The 17335-nt window shown below is 59.6% G+C and carries 12 protein-coding genes and 1 pseudogene; 9 read left to right on the forward strand and 4 right to left on the reverse strand.

The annotated features are described in order from the left end of the window. The first annotated feature begins 767 nt into the window (after positions 1 to 767). From A8V01_RS29525 to A8V01_RS28085, 6 genes are all read left to right on the forward strand, one after another. Complete coding sequence (locus A8V01_RS29525) at positions 768 to 1472, forward strand: cold-shock protein (protein WP_103095072.1); 705 nt, start codon at positions 768 to 770, stop codon at positions 1470 to 1472. 328 nt (positions 1473 to 1800) lie between these two features. Further along, positions 1801 to 3831 carry an RNA polymerase sigma factor RpoD gene (rpoD, locus tag A8V01_RS06235; RefSeq protein WP_103095074.1) on the forward strand — a complete coding sequence of 677 codons (2031 nt, stop codon included), beginning with the start codon at positions 1801 to 1803 and terminating at the stop codon, positions 3829 to 3831. 190 nt (positions 3832 to 4021) lie between these two features. Then, complete coding sequence (locus A8V01_RS06240) at positions 4022 to 4474, forward strand: VOC family protein (RefSeq protein WP_232493341.1); 453 nt, start codon at positions 4022 to 4024, stop codon at positions 4472 to 4474. Between the two features lie 617 nt (positions 4475 to 5091). Beyond that, a complete protein-coding gene (locus A8V01_RS06245; RefSeq protein ID WP_232493340.1) occupies positions 5092 to 5613 on the forward strand; it encodes a lipocalin family protein in 522 nt (173 codons plus the stop codon). A 511-nt stretch (positions 5614 to 6124) separates the two neighbouring features. Next, positions 6125 to 6937, forward strand: coding sequence for an EAL domain-containing protein (locus A8V01_RS06250; RefSeq protein WP_342747349.1), 813 nt, complete (start codon positions 6125 to 6127; stop codon positions 6935 to 6937). A gap of 1243 nt (positions 6938 to 8180) precedes the next feature. After that, entirely contained in the window at positions 8181 to 8495 is a 315-nt protein-coding gene (locus A8V01_RS28085; protein WP_146037205.1) for a hypothetical protein, read from the forward strand. A gap of 244 nt (positions 8496 to 8739) precedes the next feature. On the opposite strand, the gene htpG is transcribed toward A8V01_RS28085, so the two are convergent. Next, positions 8740 to 10623 (reverse strand): molecular chaperone HtpG, encoded by a 1884-nt coding sequence (gene htpG / locus A8V01_RS06255; protein ID WP_103095076.1) that lies wholly within the window; start codon positions 10621 to 10623, stop codon positions 8740 to 8742. Positions 10624 to 11136: 513 nt separating this feature from the next. Here htpG and A8V01_RS06260 point away from each other — a divergent pair. Beyond that, positions 11137 to 11706: a type 1 glutamine amidotransferase domain-containing protein gene (locus tag A8V01_RS06260; RefSeq protein WP_103095077.1), complete on the forward strand. Its 570-nt coding sequence runs from the start codon at positions 11137 to 11139 to the stop codon at positions 11704 to 11706. A gap of 159 nt (positions 11707 to 11865) precedes the next feature. On the opposite strand, the gene A8V01_RS06265 is transcribed toward A8V01_RS06260, so the two are convergent. Next, positions 11866 to 12102: a DUF3253 domain-containing protein gene (locus tag A8V01_RS06265; protein ID WP_103095078.1), complete on the reverse strand. Its 237-nt coding sequence runs from the start codon at positions 12100 to 12102 to the stop codon at positions 11866 to 11868. 641 nt (positions 12103 to 12743) lie between these two features. Between A8V01_RS06265 and A8V01_RS06270 the strand changes: the two genes are divergently transcribed. After that, positions 12744 to 13955 (forward strand): GGDEF domain-containing protein, encoded by a 1212-nt coding sequence (locus A8V01_RS06270; protein ID WP_170065844.1) that lies wholly within the window; start codon positions 12744 to 12746, stop codon positions 13953 to 13955. A gap of 1300 nt (positions 13956 to 15255) precedes the next feature. Here A8V01_RS06270 and A8V01_RS06275 read toward each other — a convergent pair. Continuing rightward, positions 15256 to 15543, reverse strand: coding sequence for a hypothetical protein (locus A8V01_RS06275; RefSeq protein ID WP_103095080.1), 288 nt, complete (start codon positions 15541 to 15543; stop codon positions 15256 to 15258). Between the two features lie 150 nt (positions 15544 to 15693). Here A8V01_RS06275 and A8V01_RS29705 point away from each other — a divergent pair. Further along, positions 15694 to 15844, forward strand: a pseudogene (locus tag A8V01_RS29705) (IS5/IS1182 family transposase); the annotation flags it as partial. A 131-nt stretch (positions 15845 to 15975) separates the two neighbouring features. Here the strand turns inward: A8V01_RS29705 and A8V01_RS06280 are convergent. Then, entirely contained in the window at positions 15976 to 17238 is a 1263-nt protein-coding gene (locus tag A8V01_RS06280; RefSeq protein WP_103095081.1) for a multidrug effflux MFS transporter, read from the reverse strand. Positions 17239 to 17335 lie beyond the last annotated feature (97 nt).

A 17335-nucleotide genomic window follows, 5' to 3' on the forward strand; every position in this document is an offset into this window, starting at 1 on the left:
GAGTGCGCAAATCCATTGAAAGAGCCATCCATGCCGGCCTCCTTCACCAGCATGGATTCTGAATCAGAAATCGCGCCCGAAGGGAATCCCATGCCGATTCAGAACGGTCGAAAACCGCTCTAGCTGCCGACAGGGGCTAAGTGGCAGGGATGACGGCATCCGATCTCGAACACTTGCCTGTGGCTCGCCTTGTCCGGGAAAGAGGTGGCACCTCGCAGACGTGGCGTCATGCGCTTGGCAAGGTCATCGTGAGAGACAGGATGACCCATCCCCACTGCAATTGGGACTTCAGGCTCAGTGGTACGGATCCGCAGCGCGCTGCGATCGAACATCTGTTAGACGACCTGCGCCTTGAATATTTCTATCGTGACGATCGATTGATAGCCCGAAGGGATTCGGCACATAACGGATTTCGCCTCTCTTTCGCGCGAGCTTCCGTCCTTTAATCAAAGCGGGCAACCGTTAAGGAGCGGTGCGGACTTTCCGCCATTCCCGGATCGACGGTGAAAAACAAAAATGCGCCCGGGCAACCCAAATTCCGGAAAAAGGCAAGGAGTAAGACAAGGGATCGTACACGCGATGCTGAGGGCTTCGGCAGGCGTCAGGGCACGATGACGCGCGAAAGTATCGGGATCGATGCGCTCGACTCGCAGCCCTGCACTGCTATCTTGTTCTATTATGGATCTTGCGACAGGCTGCGCGACCTTGCGTGCCACGTTCACGCGCGAGGACAGGTTTCTTTGAGCGTAGCTAAAGGTGTTTAGACAGTGACATTCGACAGGGGAAATCGTGGCTATGGCCGTGACCGGTTCGGCGGCGGTGATGATCGCTGGGGCAGCGGAAACGATCGATTCGGCGGCGGTGACCGGTTTGGAGGTGGCGGTGATCGTTTTGGTGGCGGCCAGCGCGGCGGCTTCGGTGGATCGCGCGGTGGTGGCTTTGGCGGCGGCGGTTTTGGTGGTGGTGGCGGTTCGCGTGGCGGCCCAGGCCAGATCGTTGGTCAGGGGCGTGGCACGGTCAAGTTTTTCAACTCCGACAAGGGTTTCGGATTCATCCAGCTTGAAGACGGCGGCGACGATGCATTCGTTCACATCAGTGCCGTGCAGTCCGCCGGCCTCGAAACGCTGGCGGAGGGACAGCAACTGGAGTTCCAGCTGGTCGAGCGAGGCGGCAAGGTTTCCGCTTCCGAACTGACCATAGTCGGCGAGGTCATCGTGGCCGAGCGCCGCGAGCGTGCTCCGGCTCCGCGCCAGTCGACTGGCGAAAAGGCCAGCGGCACCGTCAAGTTCTTCAACGCCGCCAAGGGCTTCGGCTTCATCGTACGCGATGACGGCCAGCCCGATGTGTTCGTGCACATCAGCGCCGTCGAGCGCTCTGGTGTGCACGGCCTTTCGGAAGGCGACCAGCTCGAATTCGAGATCGAGATCGACCGCCGCGGCAAGGCATCTGCCGCGAACCTGATCCAGCGCTAACGAATCCGGCCATGGCTGCTGCAAGTGGCCATGGCCTCATCTTCGGCTTTCCTCGATCGTATCGCGATCGGGGAAAGCATCCGGAAGCCCAAGCTTCTTCGCGTGTATGCCTTCGATAGAGTGCGCGCGGGGGCATGGATTTGCATCCTGCAGGCCCCGCACCACATAATCTGCTGCGAGCATCGGCTTTCTTCCGGAACTGATGATCGGCCACATTACTTGATTCGCAGACCGGCAGCCGTTCATTGCCGCGTGATGACCTTAGAACCTGCACCGGCCATGGCCCCATCATTGCCATGAAAAAACCAAAGAGACGACAGCGGATTACATGACCAACGACCAGTGCCGCGGCGACAGCGACTTTCCTCTTCTTGACCTGGACAAGGGCTCGGTCGGGCGGTTCATCGCCCGTGCCAAAAGTCAGGGTGTCATCACGGTCAAGGAACTGAATGCCGCTCTGCCGCAGGACCAGATGACCACCGATCAGATCGAGGACATCATGGCCGCGATCTCGGAAATGGGCGTCAAGATCATCGACAACGACGATAACGACGAGGATGAGAGCGAGAATGATGGCGTAGACGCCGTCGATGGCAGCGACGACGATACCGATCCGGATTCGGAGTCCGACGAGGGCAATGCCCGGCGCCGCGTTGGTGAAGGCCGCAAGGCCGACACGGCCGCGCGGTCCGACGACCCGGTGCGCATGTACTTGCAGGAAATGGGCGCGGCCGAGATGCTCAGCCGCGAGGGCGAGGCCGCCATCGCCAAGCGCATCGAAGCCGGCCGGGACATGATGATCATGGGGCTATGCGAAAGCCCCATGACCTTCCACGCGATCATCGGATGGTCCGAGGCGCTCAACAATGGCGAGATGCAGCTTCGCGAGATCCTCGATCTCGACGCGATGCTCTCCAAGGAGCCGCAGCCGGAAAACCTGGGCGAGGACGGTGAGGGCGACGGCGAGATTTCCGCTGCCACGGCCGGTCCGACCTTCAAGGACGATGACGATTCCGGCGAGGAGAACTCGGAAGAAGTCGACGAGGAAGGCAACCCGATACCCAAGCGCAGGGTCGAGGAGGATGAAGAGGACAACACCCTCTCCCTCGGCCAGATGGAAGCCGCGCTGACGCCAGAAGCGCTGGAGAAATTCGCGCTCATCACCGAACTGTTCCGCACCTTCGAGCGCCTGCAGAGCGATCGTCTCGAAGCGCTGGCGCTGAGCATCGATTTCCCGACCACGAAGGAAGAGCAGTACCTGCAACTGCGCGAAGACCTCACCGCGCAGGTGGAATCGGTGCAGTTCCATGCGACCAAGATCGAACTTCTGGTCGACAACCTGTACTCCTTCAACCGCCGCCTGACGACGCTGGGCGGCCAGATGCTGCGTCTGGCCGAGCGTCACAAGGTGAAGCGCGCCGACTTCCTCGAAGCTTACACGGGCCGGGAACTGGACGACGCCTGGGTCGCCGAAGTGGCCAAGAAGGACAAGAAGTGGGCCGCCTTCGCGGAAAACGAGGCTGAACCTGCCGAGCGCATCCGCGTCGAAGTGTCCGACATCGCCGCCGCCACCGGCATGGCGCTTCCCGAGTTCCGCCGCATCGTCAACATGGTCCAGAAGGCCGAGCGCGAGGCGCGCATCGCCAAGAAGGAGATGGTCGAAGCGAACCTGCGTCTGGTGATCTCGATCGCCAAGAAGTACACCAACCGCGGCCTGCAGTTCCTGGATCTCATCCAGGAGGGCAACATTGGCCTGATGAAGGCGGTCGACAAGTTCCAGTACCGCCGCGGCTACAAGTTCTCGACGTATGCGACCTGGTGGATCAGGCAGGCGATCACGCGCTCGATCGCGGATCAGGCCCGTACGATCCGCATCCCGGTCCACATGATCGAGACGATCAACAAGCTGGTTCGCACCAGCCGCCAGTTCCTCCACGATCAGGGCCGCGAGCCCACGCCGGAGGAAATGGCCGAGAAACTCTCGATGCCGCTCGAGAAGGTGAAGCGGGTGCTGAAGATCGCCAAGGAGCCGATCTCACTCGAAACGCCGATCGGCGACGAGGAAGACAGCAGTCTCGGCAACTTCATCCAGGACGAGAACGCCGTCATCCCGGTGGACGCGGCGATCCAAAACAACCTTAAGGAAATGATCACTCGCACGCTGGCCTCGCTCACGCCGCGCGAGGAGCGCGTGCTGCGCATGCGCTTCGGCATCGGCATGCCCACCGATCATACGCTTGAGGAAGTCGGCCAGCAGTTCTCGGTGACCCGCGAACGTATCCGCCAGATCGAAGCGAAGGCGCTGCGCAAACTCAAGCACCCGAGCCGGTCACGCATCATGCGCGCATTCCTCGATTAGGCGCGGCCCGCTCGATATTCGATCGAATTGCGGTCGGGGAGCACCGGGGGCAGAATTGCGGGCTCAATGGCGTGGATGGGTGGTAAGCGGCGGTTGCAGATCGCCTCGTATTCGCGCAAGTCCTACTAACAATCTGGCCTGTGCCTCGACTCGATGTCCAGCCATCTTGGAGCATTACTGGGGAATCGTCATGGTCAAGCAGCTTGCACATTTCGGGATGGCGGTCACGCTTGCTCTCACTTGTCAGGGACATGCTATGGCAGAACAAGCAGGTCACGTCACCGGCGTCGGCGGCGTTTTCATCAAGAGTAATGACCCGCAGGCGCTCATAAACTGGTATCGAGAAGTTCTTGGTCTTGATGTCCAGTCTTGGGGCGGAGCTGCATTGGCGTTCGATGCGCCGGGCCATCCTCCAAAGGTCTCCTGGACGCCGCTCCCGGAATCCAGTGACTACATGGCACCGTCAAAGCGAGAGTTTATGATCAACTTCGCTGTGGACGACATGGACGCTATCGTCGCGAGACTTACCGCTCACGGCGTTCCGATTTTGAAGCGCGATGATGATGACGCTTTCGGTCGGTTCGCCTGGATACAAGATCCAGACGGCACCAAAATCGAGCTTTGGGAGCCGAAGCGAAGTTAGGTGCAGCCGAGGCGAATAGGCAAAACTTTAATATTCGCTTTGGGACGTGTGCCGCTGGAACGCGTTGGAGGCCAAATCTCTGTAAGGTCGTTGTTCCGGTTCCAAGATTTGGATTGCATCTCCGGCGGCTGAAAAGGGCGCCAGCTGCCGATCTGTGCGGCATCAGCGATGCGCAATCAGTGTGCTCGAAGCCATGATCCGAACCTCAACTCGAGAAATGCGTCGATACCGACTGTCGGAACAGCAAGGGCAAGGATCGCAGTATTCTATGAGGGCGAGATCGACATCTTCCTGCTACGAAACGCCAGACAACCGCAAAAAGACAGGTGGCGCAGCGTAAGCCCCGCGCTTGATCGCGGGTTGATCTGCGCAAAATTGCCTTCAATCAGGCAACAAGGCCCGCCCACGCGATCAGGGCGGTAGTTCGGGGGCGGGCCTTGCATTCGGGTCACCCGACTGTGCCAGGCCGGTGCACCATCCACTTTGCATATTTCGAATTGGTAAGGATCGTTGATGAAGCGGCGCTTTACCATTGTCACAGTGAAACCCTGAACCGGTAAGGCGAGAGACAGGAACCGGTGCCAATCGCCTCGGTTCTTCCGTCCATGGAGACCCGGATGACCACCGACCCGCACGAAATCAAGACCGTTCCTAACCTGGATCTGAACCGGTACCTTGGCACCTGGTTCGAGATTTGCCGCCTGCCGCTCAAATGGGAAGATGCACAGGCGAGCGACATCACGGCCACGTATTCGCTTAACCCGGACGGATCGATCAGGGTCGACAACCGCTGCATCGACAAGAAGGGCGAACCCGATCAGGCAATCGGACAGGCTTTTCCTGTTGACGCAGGAAATGCAAGGCTGAAGGTCAGCTTCCTGCCACAATATCTGCGCTGGCTTCCTTTCGCCAAGGGTGACTACTGGGTGATGAGGATCTCGCCGGACTATACCGTCGCTCTGGTCGGAACGCCGGATCGCGCCAACCTGTGGCTGCTTGCGCGTACGCCTCGTCTGTCGGCGAAGGTGCGCGACGATTATCTGTCGAGCGCGACTGCACAGGGCTTTGATCTGGCCGCGCTCATTTCACCGCGCCAGAGCGGGAACATCGTCTCAGACACAGTGCTCGCCTCGACATAAAGGGATGGAAGACCTCATTGGTCAGCGCGCACGGACTTCCAAGCTGTAGGCAGAACGCCGACACGCCGCAAATCACGGCGTTCCGCTGAATCTGCGTCAGTAATATCGGCCTACTGCGTTGGGCACTTGCAAGCGCGTCGCTCTGCCAGACATCGACGCCGCGCCGTGTCCGGAAACACTATTGGGCCGATCACATATGGAACGGATTGTGCGCGGTTGTGGGATGACGAGTAAACCCATTTCCTCCTCCCGGGCGACCTTGCGATTGAGCGACCGGCTGGGATCGTCGCGCCGCACTGCTTCCGGCGCCAGGATCCCGAAACATGGAGCTACGTGCTGGCTGAAGATTTCTTTCCCTATACGCTCAAGAGGTACAGGCATCGTCTCGTCGACGTTGAGATTAAGGCATTATTATTCTTCCTCTTTTACCTTTGCGAAGCGGGCAGGAGACGGCAGTATGCAAAGAGGATGTCAGGGCTGTAGATCCGACGGCGAGAATTTTGATCTTGCGATGGCTTTTCAACCGATAGTCGATTGCGAAACTGGCGATCCTTTCGCTTTTGAAGCGTTGGTCCGCGGCAGCAACGGCGAGGGTGCGGCTGAAGTGCTGTCCAGGGTGACACCCGAGAATAGGTACGCATTCGACCAGCAATGCAGGGTCGCAGCGATCAAGGGGGCGGTCGAGGCCGGAATCCTTGACTCCGGCGCCAGGCTTTCAATCAACTTTCTGCCCAACGCTGTGTATTCTCCAGCGGCGTGCATCCAGCTCACGCTCAAAACTGCCCGCGATGTCGGCTTTCCGGCCGATCGCCTGATTTTCGAGTTCACCGAGAACGAGCAGATGATCGACACCGATCATGTTCGCAGTATCGTTGCCAGCTATCGCAAGATGGGCTTCACGACAGCGATCGACGATTTCGGGGCGGGCCATGCGGGCCTGGGCCTGCTGGCGAAATTTCAAACCGATCTCATCAAGCTCGACATGGACCTGATCCGCAGCATCGATGAAAGCGAGCCGCGAGCAATCATCGTCTCAGGCGTCGTGGCGATAGCCGGGGCGCTCGGTATTGCCGTCATCGCAGAAGGGGTCGAAACTGTTGGCGAGTACAACGCCTTGCGCGAGATCGGCATCCGCTACATGCAAGGGTATCTGCTGGCGAGGCCGGGATTCAAGAGGCTGCCGTCTCCCCTGTCGATGGCGTTTGCGAAAAATACGCTTCGAACTGCAAGCCAAGCCGAAACACTCGTCCATCCGGCGGTGTTTACGGCACCCAGTACAGGTCACTGGCCTATGCCGGCGCTTTATCACGTGTCTGGCTCTTAGTCCGGCGACGGCCCGCCTGCCGCAGCTGCGGGCCTGACCCTTGCGAACGCGCTTCACGGCAAAAGGCTACCTTGCCTGATCATTGCTCGCGAGCAGCCGCTCGGGGTCTATTGCGATCAACGGACCAACCACCCAACAGTAGGTCTCCAGAACTGCGTCGCAAAGAAGCGGAGTCTCCCAACGCAGGTCGCCCGCGATACGAGTCAGCCATTGATGGAGATTGGTGGTGCGGTCCAATGAGCGGCTCACCTCACATATGTGGGATACCGACACGTTTCGCGCAACTTCGAACTGCGGGCCATTCCGCGAAGACCCGGTGAGGTCTGCAGGCTGATCATTCACCGTGAAGGGCGGACAGACGCGAGGAGGTGCCCAAGCACCAGAGTGAACGCAAGAACTTCGCAGAAGATGCGCCTTTCGCATGGGCGATTCAGGCCAGGCTCCAATACTCCACGTCGTTGGGGGCCTCACGGCAAAGTGAGACGAGCCGCCGAAAGTTAACTCACTAGGATGCTATGAAAAAGAATCGTAAGCAGAAATCTTCAAGGCGCCGTGACAAGCACGCCAGAACGACAAGGCGGCGTCTCCCCGCGCTCGAGGGCGTACACAGAAAAGTCCGGGAAGAAGCGCCCGCTTGCGCGTCTCCGGACCTTGGATCAGTAATTCCGCCTATTCGAGATGCCGCATCAAGGTCTGGGCTTGTCAGGCAGATCATCCGGGAACCTGCGTGCCGTTGCGGCCCCGCTCGGACCGCGCTCAGGGCGGTCCGAGGTGGGGGCCGGGGCCCCTGGCTCGTCGACTTCTGTCGTTACTATCGCCGGGCTTCCATGGCCCTGTCCCGAGATCGTCGTGCTGCTATCTCCCGGTGAAACCTTGTCTCTGGCCTTGCGGTTGGTGCTCGCGCCAGCTCCGGTCTGGGCGGGGCCATCGGTCGTCTTGGGTGTCGAGGGCATTTTCGGGCTCCTGTTCCGCAGGTCTCGCAAATTCAACACCGTGAATGTGCAACCGGTTTCATGGGGGAAACGAGATGACCATTGATCCGATCGAGGTTGAACGAGAGGCATGCAGGCTTATCGGATGTTTCTCTCGCTCTGGCCGCACGCAATACAGCAAGGCGCCCCGGGTGCACCGTAGATGTCTCGGCGCCTTGTTGACCTCAAGACAATATAGGAACCTCACATCGCCTCTGGACTTGGGAAGGTGCCTGTCGAAGGTTGATCCATGTTAAAGGGAAATACCTCGCATGGACTGCCTGCGCGAGGTAGGTTTTGCCATTGCCAGTCGCTGCTGTGGTTTCTCGGGATGTAGAGCCCGGCGAGCGTTTTGTGCTGCCGCCTTTTGCGACCGGAGAGCGACAATATCGACTTTCAGCATCTTCCCGATCGACAGTGTCGACAAAGTGGTTGAACTTAAGACATGCGATCCGTCGCTCGCTTTAATGCGGATCGATGAGGATCGTCTGGGCGAGGCCGATGTGTTTGAAAATGGTGTCTATTCTTTTTCGTGCCAGCCGCTTTACCAAGACGCCTGGCGAATTTTCCGCCGCCGGAAGGTATGACCCGAGGGCGCCACATTCGTCAAATCCGGCATTCAGATTGATGCCGAAAGACGTCGTCGGGCGTCGCTATCGCCGCAAATGGGATTGAGCACCTTCAGTGCCCGTTATAATGCAGCCAGGTTTTCCCGTCTCCTGAATGTTTGGGCGCAACGGATGCATCAGGCAGGTTTCCGGCGCCGTTTTCCTCAAATTGACCGCCATGGGCGACGGGCAAGAGGGGAGCCGTCCCGCTCCCCATCCGGCATCATCGCAACGCCTTTGTCATCAGACGCTCCAGCCGCTCGGCAAATGCGCGAGGATCAGCAGGAGGCTCGCCTTCGGCGATCAGGGCCTCGTCTAGGAGCAGGAATGCGAGGTCACGCCTTGCCTCGAGATCGCCGTCGGCCTGGCCCAATCTTGCGATGAGCGCATGTCCGGCATTGACCTCAAGGACCGGCTTGGCTCGTTCGGGTGCTCGGCCGGCCGAGGCCAGCATCTTTTTCAGCTGGAGATCCATGGCGTTCTCGGGCGCCACGATGCAGACCGCGCTGCTGGTCAAACGATCTGATACCCGCACTTCCGAAACCTGATCTGCCAGCGCCTCCCTCGCAAACGCGATGAACCTGTTGGCCTCCTCGCTCGGCTCCTTCGAACTGCTGCCTTCGGTAAGCGGTATCAGGCTCAGATCGGCTGTGCCCTGGGTCACCGACTTGAAGGGCTTTCCTTCATAATCTAGGCCCATCGTCGTCCAGAAACTGTCGACCTGATCGGGAAGCAGCAAAACCTCGATGCCCCGGGCCTTGAAGCCCTCGAGTTGCGGCGACTGGGCGATACGATCGAGGTCATTGCCGGTGGCGTAATAGATCGCTGTCTGGTTCTCCTTCAGGGAACCGAGATAGTCGTTCAGCGAACGCCACATTCCATCGGACGTCGTGCTCTTGAACCGTGCCAGGCCCAATAGCGCCTCGCGACGCTCGAAATCCTCATAGAGACCTTCCTTGATCACCGCTCCGAAGTTCTCCCAGATGGCGGCGTAACGCTCAGGCTCGCTCGTCGCGAGCTTGTCGAGTTCGGCGAGGATGCGGTTGCTCACGCCCTTCTGGATTGCCGAGAGAACCGGACTGTCCTGTATCATCTCGCGCGACATGTTGAGAGGAAGGTCTGCCGAATCCACAAGGCCACGCACGAAGCGCAGATAGCGCGGCAAAATCTCTGCTTCGTCGGTTATGAACACGCGCCTTACGTACAGCTTGATGCGGCCACTTCGATCAGCGTCGAAAAGATCGAAAGGCCTGCTTTCGGGGATGAAGGTCAGGACAGAATACTCGTGACGTCCCTCCGCCCGGTAATGCAGTGTCAGCGCCGGTTTGTCGAATTGGCCCGCGAGGCTGCGGTAGAAGTCCGCATAGTCGTCATCGCTGATGTCTGACTTCGCCTTGGTCCAGAGTGCCACGCCGTCGGCCACCTGGTGCGGCTCTTCGTCGCTTGCGCCTTCGCGAAGGACGATGGGAACCGGGACATGGCCCGACTGTGCCCTGACGATCCGTTCCACGGTATACCGCTCGGCATAGGCTTTGGCGTCATCGAGGAGGTGAAGCGTAACGCGCGTGCCGCGCGCGGGCGCCGCTGCAGCATCAAGAGGCGCAACGGTATAAGTCCCAAGACCATCGGACGACCAGATGGCGGCACCGGGCTCGCCGGCACGACGGGATACGACCTCGACCTTTCGGGCCACCATGAATGCCGAATAGAACCCTACGCCGAACTGGCCGATGAGCTGATGGCCATCACCATTTTTTTCGGCGACAAGATTTTCCATAAAAGCCTTGGTGCCCGAACGCGCAATGGTCCCGAGCGTTTCAGCCATATCGGCGGCGGTCATGCCGATGCCATTGTCTTCGACGACAAGCGTGCCGGCGTCCTTGTCGAGCGTAAGGGTGATGCGGGACTGGGGATCATCGCCGAGCAATGCCGGGCTCGAGATTGCTTCATAGCGCATCTTCTCGCAAGCATCGGCGGCATTGGAGATGAGCTCGCGAAGGAACACATCCCGATCGGAATAGACCGAGTGAACCATCATATGGAGAAGTTTGGAAACATCTGCCTCGAAGGCGTGGGTTTCGGGGGCGGCAACTGTATCGGTTGTCATCGTCTCTCGAGCTCTCGCATTCACGGATTTGCGCGCGACAGATGGGTTTGAAACTTTTGACGTTCAAGAGCAGCGGCTGCCCATCGTACCCTATGATGTGCCGAATTGCAGTCTCGGGCGACGACAAGATTGGGGCGCATTCGCGAACGTGAAATCGCCTTAAGTGGGAGCAGCCGCTCTTTTTGCCGGTCGATAGCGCGCGGACCATCAGCAGCCACCCTTCCTTCGATCTTTATGCGGGCCATCGGAAAAGCGAAGAAATAGTTACCCTGGCGCAACAGCATCGTGGAACGACCCGACCTGCTATTCAGCCCTTGCATTAGATAGCCACACCGACCTCTTCGATGAACGCGTCAACGCGCCTTGCCCCTGAGGCAGTCTCACGCAAAGTCACAGCACGATCTCGGGCCCAGCGGATCAAGAGCAGCCTCAGGCAGTTCACTGGAGGACGGGCGCATCGTCTTCCGTACCATCGGGAATGGAGGCGTCGCCCACCACTCGACAGGAGATGTCATGTCCCTCGACAACCGTTCGATCGCCATTCTCATTGCCCCACGCGGCACGGAAGAGCCCGAGTTCGTCAAGCCCAAGGAAGCACTGGAACAAGCTGGTGCGAAGGTCACCGCAATAAGCCTGGAGAGCGGGACCGCGCAGACGAACAACAACGATCTTGACCCTGGGGGCAGCTATTCCATCGACAGGACGTTCACCGAAGTGTCCGCGGACGACTTTGACGCACTTGTCATCCCTGGCGGGAGCGTCGGCTCGGACAAGCTGCGCGGTAGCGAGGAAGCCGTGCGGTTCGTGCGGGATTTCTTCGAGGCCGGCAAGCCCGTCGGCGCCATCTGCCACGCTCCATGGGTACTGGTAGAGGCCGGCGTCCTGAAGGGGCGGACCGTCACATCGTTCCCATCCGTTCGCACCGACATCGAGAACGCCGGAGGCCGTTGGATCGACGAGGAGGTCGTCGTGGACGACGGCCTGGTCACCAGCCGGACGCCGGACGATCTTCCCGCCTTCTGCGCGAAGTTGATCGAGGAATTCGCGGAAGGCAGGCATGCTGCGCAGGCGCCCAGCGGCTGAGAGGCATTGGGTGGGGCTGGCTCAATCGCTCGCCCCATCCGACGAAACAAGCTGGAACTCTGCTTGTCCGACGCAGGGGGTGTGGATCGCGCGTCACTTGCAGTGCATCTCTTACGAGGCGATCACCAGTGTCGGGGGCGATTTCTGCGACAGGCCGATCTATCGCAGTCTGATACGATATGCCCCGCTTCGCCGGTCCAGATCTCGGCCTTTCCAGCTTAGACTGATGATGCCATCGGCTATCATCTCATCGACCGCAGCGTGGACCGCCGGCATCGCTTCTCGCCAGTGATCCTCAGATGCGACGGCGCGGGCGACTTCGCTCGGGCAGATCGTTGCCCCCGCCATGCGTTCGCCAAGCAGTTGCAAGATTGTCTTTCGAGCATCCGGTGTCATTTGGCGGGTTCCGCGTTTTCCTGGATCGATTGCCCTTCGTGAGGACCGATTCCGCAGGCTGGGGTTGGCACCGACTGTGGCCGGCGATGGCAGAGGCCCGAGTCTCTGCGCTCGATTCTCGAAAGATCGGCGAGAGCTGCTCAGTACGCCGCGGCGCAACCCGCCATCAGACGCCCTTGTGCTCGTCTTCGCCGCTTATCAGTACGCTGCTTACTTCAAGAGATGCAGCGCCCGCCAGCCCGGGGTCGTGGCGGCAGACAAGGTGAATCCGCAGACTGAACCGGGCTCGTGGGCTGTGAGCTGAAGGCCTGTCAGTCCGGCGGCGGAAGTTCGACAGGTGCCGTGTCCGGCTGATCGAAGTCGGGGCCGACGGGTGGCACGTCATCCGGTGCGCCCGGACTGCCTGGTTCAGGATATTCAACAGGGACGTTGCCCGGATTGTCGTTCCCGGGGTGCTCTATCGGTTGGCTGGCCACTCTGACATCTCCTGCAGGGTCTGGATAAGTCGATAATCTCTATCCCCGAATATGGTTTCGATTGGGGAGGGCGGGCGGCCCGTGGAGGTTAAAATTTGCGATAGTCCGATGGTTTACCTTGATGCCGATGAAGGGCGGGGGGCGTGGAAGGAAACCCGACACCGAATGCGCATTCGCCGCGGACCAGCTGAAGCCAAAACCATTGTTAACCTATCGAGCGTATGCGGGCGCCGGGACATGCTAACTTCGATCGATCTTGCAACCTTGCGCCTGTGTAGCGTACTGGCATCGGTGACTTTCACGGTCATCTTCCTGTCGCTGTGGCGCGGCCGCAAGGATGAGCGTCATAACCTGCTTTGGGCTGCGAGCCTGCTTCTTTACTGCGTGGCTCTTGCCGGACTGGAGTGGATCAACCGGCCGCAGGACGTGCTCATCCGATCCTTGCTCGTTGCGGCGCTCACGGCCTCCAACATCCCCTTGGTCGCCGGGGTGCGCCTATTTGCAGGACGAACGCTATGGCGCTGGTGGATGGCGGTGCCGCCCGCCGTGACGCTGGCGGGGTTCCTGCTGCCCCAGGCCCTCGGCCAATTCGCAATCGTCATGCCACCACATAGCGAGCAATTGCTGGCGGCCATCGGTCTCGCGACGGGTATGGGCGTGTTTGGGGCCGACATGATCCGGCAAGCGGGCCGAGCTGTGCCGGACGGGTACGGTGGGCGCATTGCCGGCGGTGCGATGCTGGCTTACATGCCTTGTTATGTGTTCGCCATTGCAGGGGAGGTTCTCCATTTCGCGACGCCGAGCACCCTTGCGGTCGCCGCGCTTCTGTCAGACCAGCTTTTGCTGATGCTTCTCAACGTTGGCCTGCTGGCAATGCCAGCGGAGGCCGCGTTCGCTGCGATGCGAGAGAGGGCGTGGCGCGATGGATTGACAGGGGTCCACAATCGCGCTTGGCTTGCGGGCGTGCATGACGAGTTCCTGAAAACAGGCACTTGGCTGGCTCATATCGACATCGACCATTTCAAGGCGATAAACGATCGCTTCGGACATGCCGCGGGCGACGGCACGCTAACCGCCCTTGCCCGTGCTCTGGTTCTCGCCACAGCCGAGAGCGGGTTGCAGTCTGGTGCGAAAGTGGTTCGTATGGGGGGAGACGAGTTCCTCGTCATCATGCCGAACGCCTCGCTGCTCACCGCGCAAGCACTGGTTCGTCATGTAAGAACCGCAATCAACTGCATCGGACCCTTCGATTGGACGGTAAGCATTGGATTGACTGAGGTCGCGGCCCAAGACACCTCATTGGCTGACGCCGTCGAGCGAGCGGACCAGCAGCTGTACGCGGCAAAGCTTGCGGGTCGTGACCGCGTCGCGGCTTAGAGATTTTCGGTAGCAAGCGAATGTGTCGGCTGCGCGCGGGGCATCCGGACGGGTAACAAGTGGGGCAGCGCCCGTCACTGCACGGCAGGCCAGACCTGTATTACCGCACAAAAACGATGAACGCCTTTTTTACCCGACCCGCCGATCATTTGCTAAGCCCTATCGCACACATGAGAGGTACGGCGCAGTCAGGTCATCCGAGGACCTCCGTCCGCGCGCCGTGGCGATTAAGGCTGCGCCAAGTGTGTTTTCGGCCGCGAGGGGGCAAAAATCCGTTTCTGGTTGCTGTTTTGCCTGTTCGGCAAACACTTTGCAGACTTTCGGACAAGGACTGGCGACGGCGTGCACGAATACGCCAGATGCCGAGGCTGCCGCACACCGCTATATCGAACGCGCGTGCGGCCGTGGGGTAAGTTGTAACGGGGGGATGAGGCTCAGGCATTGCTATCGGGGCGCGGCATTCAGGGGCCTTCCGAACGGACCCCCATTCCGAGAAATCGGGTATCATGCGCCAATGCGTCGTCAATGCGGCTGGGACCAGCCCCGCATACGCAGCCAGTCCTCTTGATGTCGCTCGGTGGCATAACCACGCGCCCATTCCGAGCGCGCAAGAGAATTTCGGTAAGAGTTTCCGTAGGAGGGCATGCCTTCCCGCGCCGCTTTGCGGCCCCATAAGTATGCGTCGTTTATCGGTGCCATGGCGAATCCCCCTAACGAATGCCGCGCTGCGACACGGGACACTCTGTCAGCACTACATACGACTTCATTGCGCCGAGATGTGCTGAACGTAAGTCCAGCGAAGTAGGTCTGCCTGTCGCCACTATCCCTTGGTCGAAGGCAGCGCTCTCCGACCGAGAAAGCAGAGGCCAAGGTCAGTCGGGAAAGGGCCGGAAGGATAATCCGGTTGTGCCGTGACGGGTTCGGCATGGTTGCAATATCAGAAAGGGTCGCGATTTACCCTTCCCGACACTTGCTCGTGTCGACGCAGATGCAAAGAAGTCGAAAATAGGCCCGGTCGCCGCAGCGGGAGAAGAGTTCCCAACGACCGGGCCTGAGTATCCGGCCACGGGAAGAATGGGCCGGATGAGGGTCAAGCGCCTAACGTGTCCCGCATTGGATTGTTTCCGGTCAGGTCGACCGAATGTCGATAAGAGTGCGCCGGCGATCAATCTGCCAAGCTGCATGCCAAACCTCAGAGATGCCAAGACACTGTGCGTTCTGGCAGCTCGCATGTCCGATAAAAAAACGAAAAAGGCCCAGGTGATGAGCAAGGGCCTTTTCTTTTTCTTGCCGCGCTGTCTCAGTTTTCGCCGTTATCCTTCACACCGACGGTAGGAACATCGACTTCGGTCTTCTTGGTACCGACAACCACTTCCTTTGAGTCGACATCGACCTTCGGAAGCTCTCCGCCCTTGACGCTGACTTCGGGCATGTCCCCGCCAGATAAGTCAGCCTTCCAGAAGCCCGTCGCGAAAAGAACTGCGACGACCGCGAGCAGGACCACAACCACGATCCCAATCGTCCGACCCGCGTTGCTGCGCTTCACAACAACGCGATCGCCGTAGGGATCCTTGCGAACTTCGACCATAACACCTCTCCATATTACCTGCGGATCTGAACAGGCGCCGCAAAACTATGTTCCAAATGAGACACGTTCGCAAATGTCGCAGGGGCTCTCTGGGCCATTAAGTCCTGCTCAACGTAACGAGAGGCGAGATGAATTATCTTGAGGTGATTAGCGACGGGCTACCTTGCTCGTTCGGGCTGGGGCGTGCGGATCCTGCCAGCTCGTTTCGGTGAATGGCAGGGTCTATGGCTCGTTCCGGCAATTGGCTCGCAGGTTCCTGGTCCAGACAATTCAGGACATCGGACGCATGTCTGATCGCGAATAAGGAAAGCTGCTCTTTCCCACCTTTTGTATGACCATTTGGGCTGCCTGAAACGCCATATCCGGTTACATGTTCACGGAGAAAGGGTCGTGCTGATCCACTGACCGACGGTCTACGCTAAAGCGCCACCGTCAAAGCCCGCCATCCAGACGATCAGAGTGTTCTCGAAGTCCACAGCGTTTGAATACTTCGCCGTGTGCTGGCGCCTCATGGGCGCGGAACAGCTGGCCGCCTTCTATGATGTAAACCGTAGCCAAAACAGTCACGCCGATGCACAGGTATCCGACCGCCAGGGGCAGTGTGGTGCCGGCATAAGCTTGCCCAATCGCCGAACCCACCAGCACGGCGCCGATGCTCGTTACGAAGCCCTGCACCGACGATGCCGTTCCCGCGATGTGGCCAACCGGTTCCATGGCCATTGAGCCGAAATTGGAGCCGCACAGCCCGATTGCCGTCATGCTTAGCGCCTGAAGGATTGTGAAGCTCACTAGCGTCTCGACGCCGGCATATATCACCAACACATGCAGTATCGAAAAGGCGATCAACGCGATCAACGCCGACTGCGAGATGATACGCGTACCAAGCGTTCCCACTAGACGGCTATTTGCGAAGGCCGCTACCCCCATCGCGCCAGCGCAAATTGCAAACAGCCAGGTGAACTTGCCTTCTGCGCCGAACTGATCGACGAAAATTTGTTGTGAGGACGAAACGAATGCGATGATCGCGCCGAAGGTGAGGGATGCAGCCAGCGCGTAGCCGATCGAGAATCGGTTTGTCAGCGTCAGCCAGTAACTCTGCCTCAATGCACCTACTGAAAAAGGCACCCTGCGGGCAACGGGAAGGGTCTCTGGAAGCCGCACCAGTGCCCATGTGAGAACAAACGCTGCAAAAGCGCCAAGCCCGTAGAAGATGAGCCGCCATGGGCCGAACGCGAGCAGCGCCTGACCCAGCGTCGGGGCAAGGATCGGGACGACGAAGAAGATCATTTGCGCGACAGACATGGTGCGGGCCATCCTCCGCCCCGATGCGCCATCCCGCACGATCGCTACTGCGAGCACTCGGGTTGATGCTGACATCAAACCCTGCAGCAAGCGCGCACCCAGCAGCGCCGAGAACGTCGGTGCACTGGCGGCGAACACACTCGCGGCTACGAAGCCAAGCAGCGTACCAATGAGGATCGGCCTTCGACCGATTCGATCCGCTAGGGGACCATAGATGAGCTGGCCTGCACCGAAGCCGACCATGTAAACGGTCACTATCCACTGTCGATGATTGGCATCGCTTATTGTAAGGTCCCGGCCGATGTCCGCCAGAGCGGGGAGCATCAAGTCCACTCCCAATGCGTTAACCGCCATAAGTGCAGCTATAAAGGTGACAAATTCGCGAGGATGCATCGCGGCGGCGGACCCAGATTCTGATCTCATTGGCGGCCATATCGATGATTTGCCACCGCCTTACAAGCAAAGCGCGCCGTCCGCTGAGGACCATACT

This window comes from Novosphingobium guangzhouense (assembly GCF_002896965.1).
In the GTDB taxonomy this organism is placed as follows: Bacteria; Pseudomonadota; Alphaproteobacteria; order Sphingomonadales; family Sphingomonadaceae; genus Novosphingobium; species Novosphingobium guangzhouense.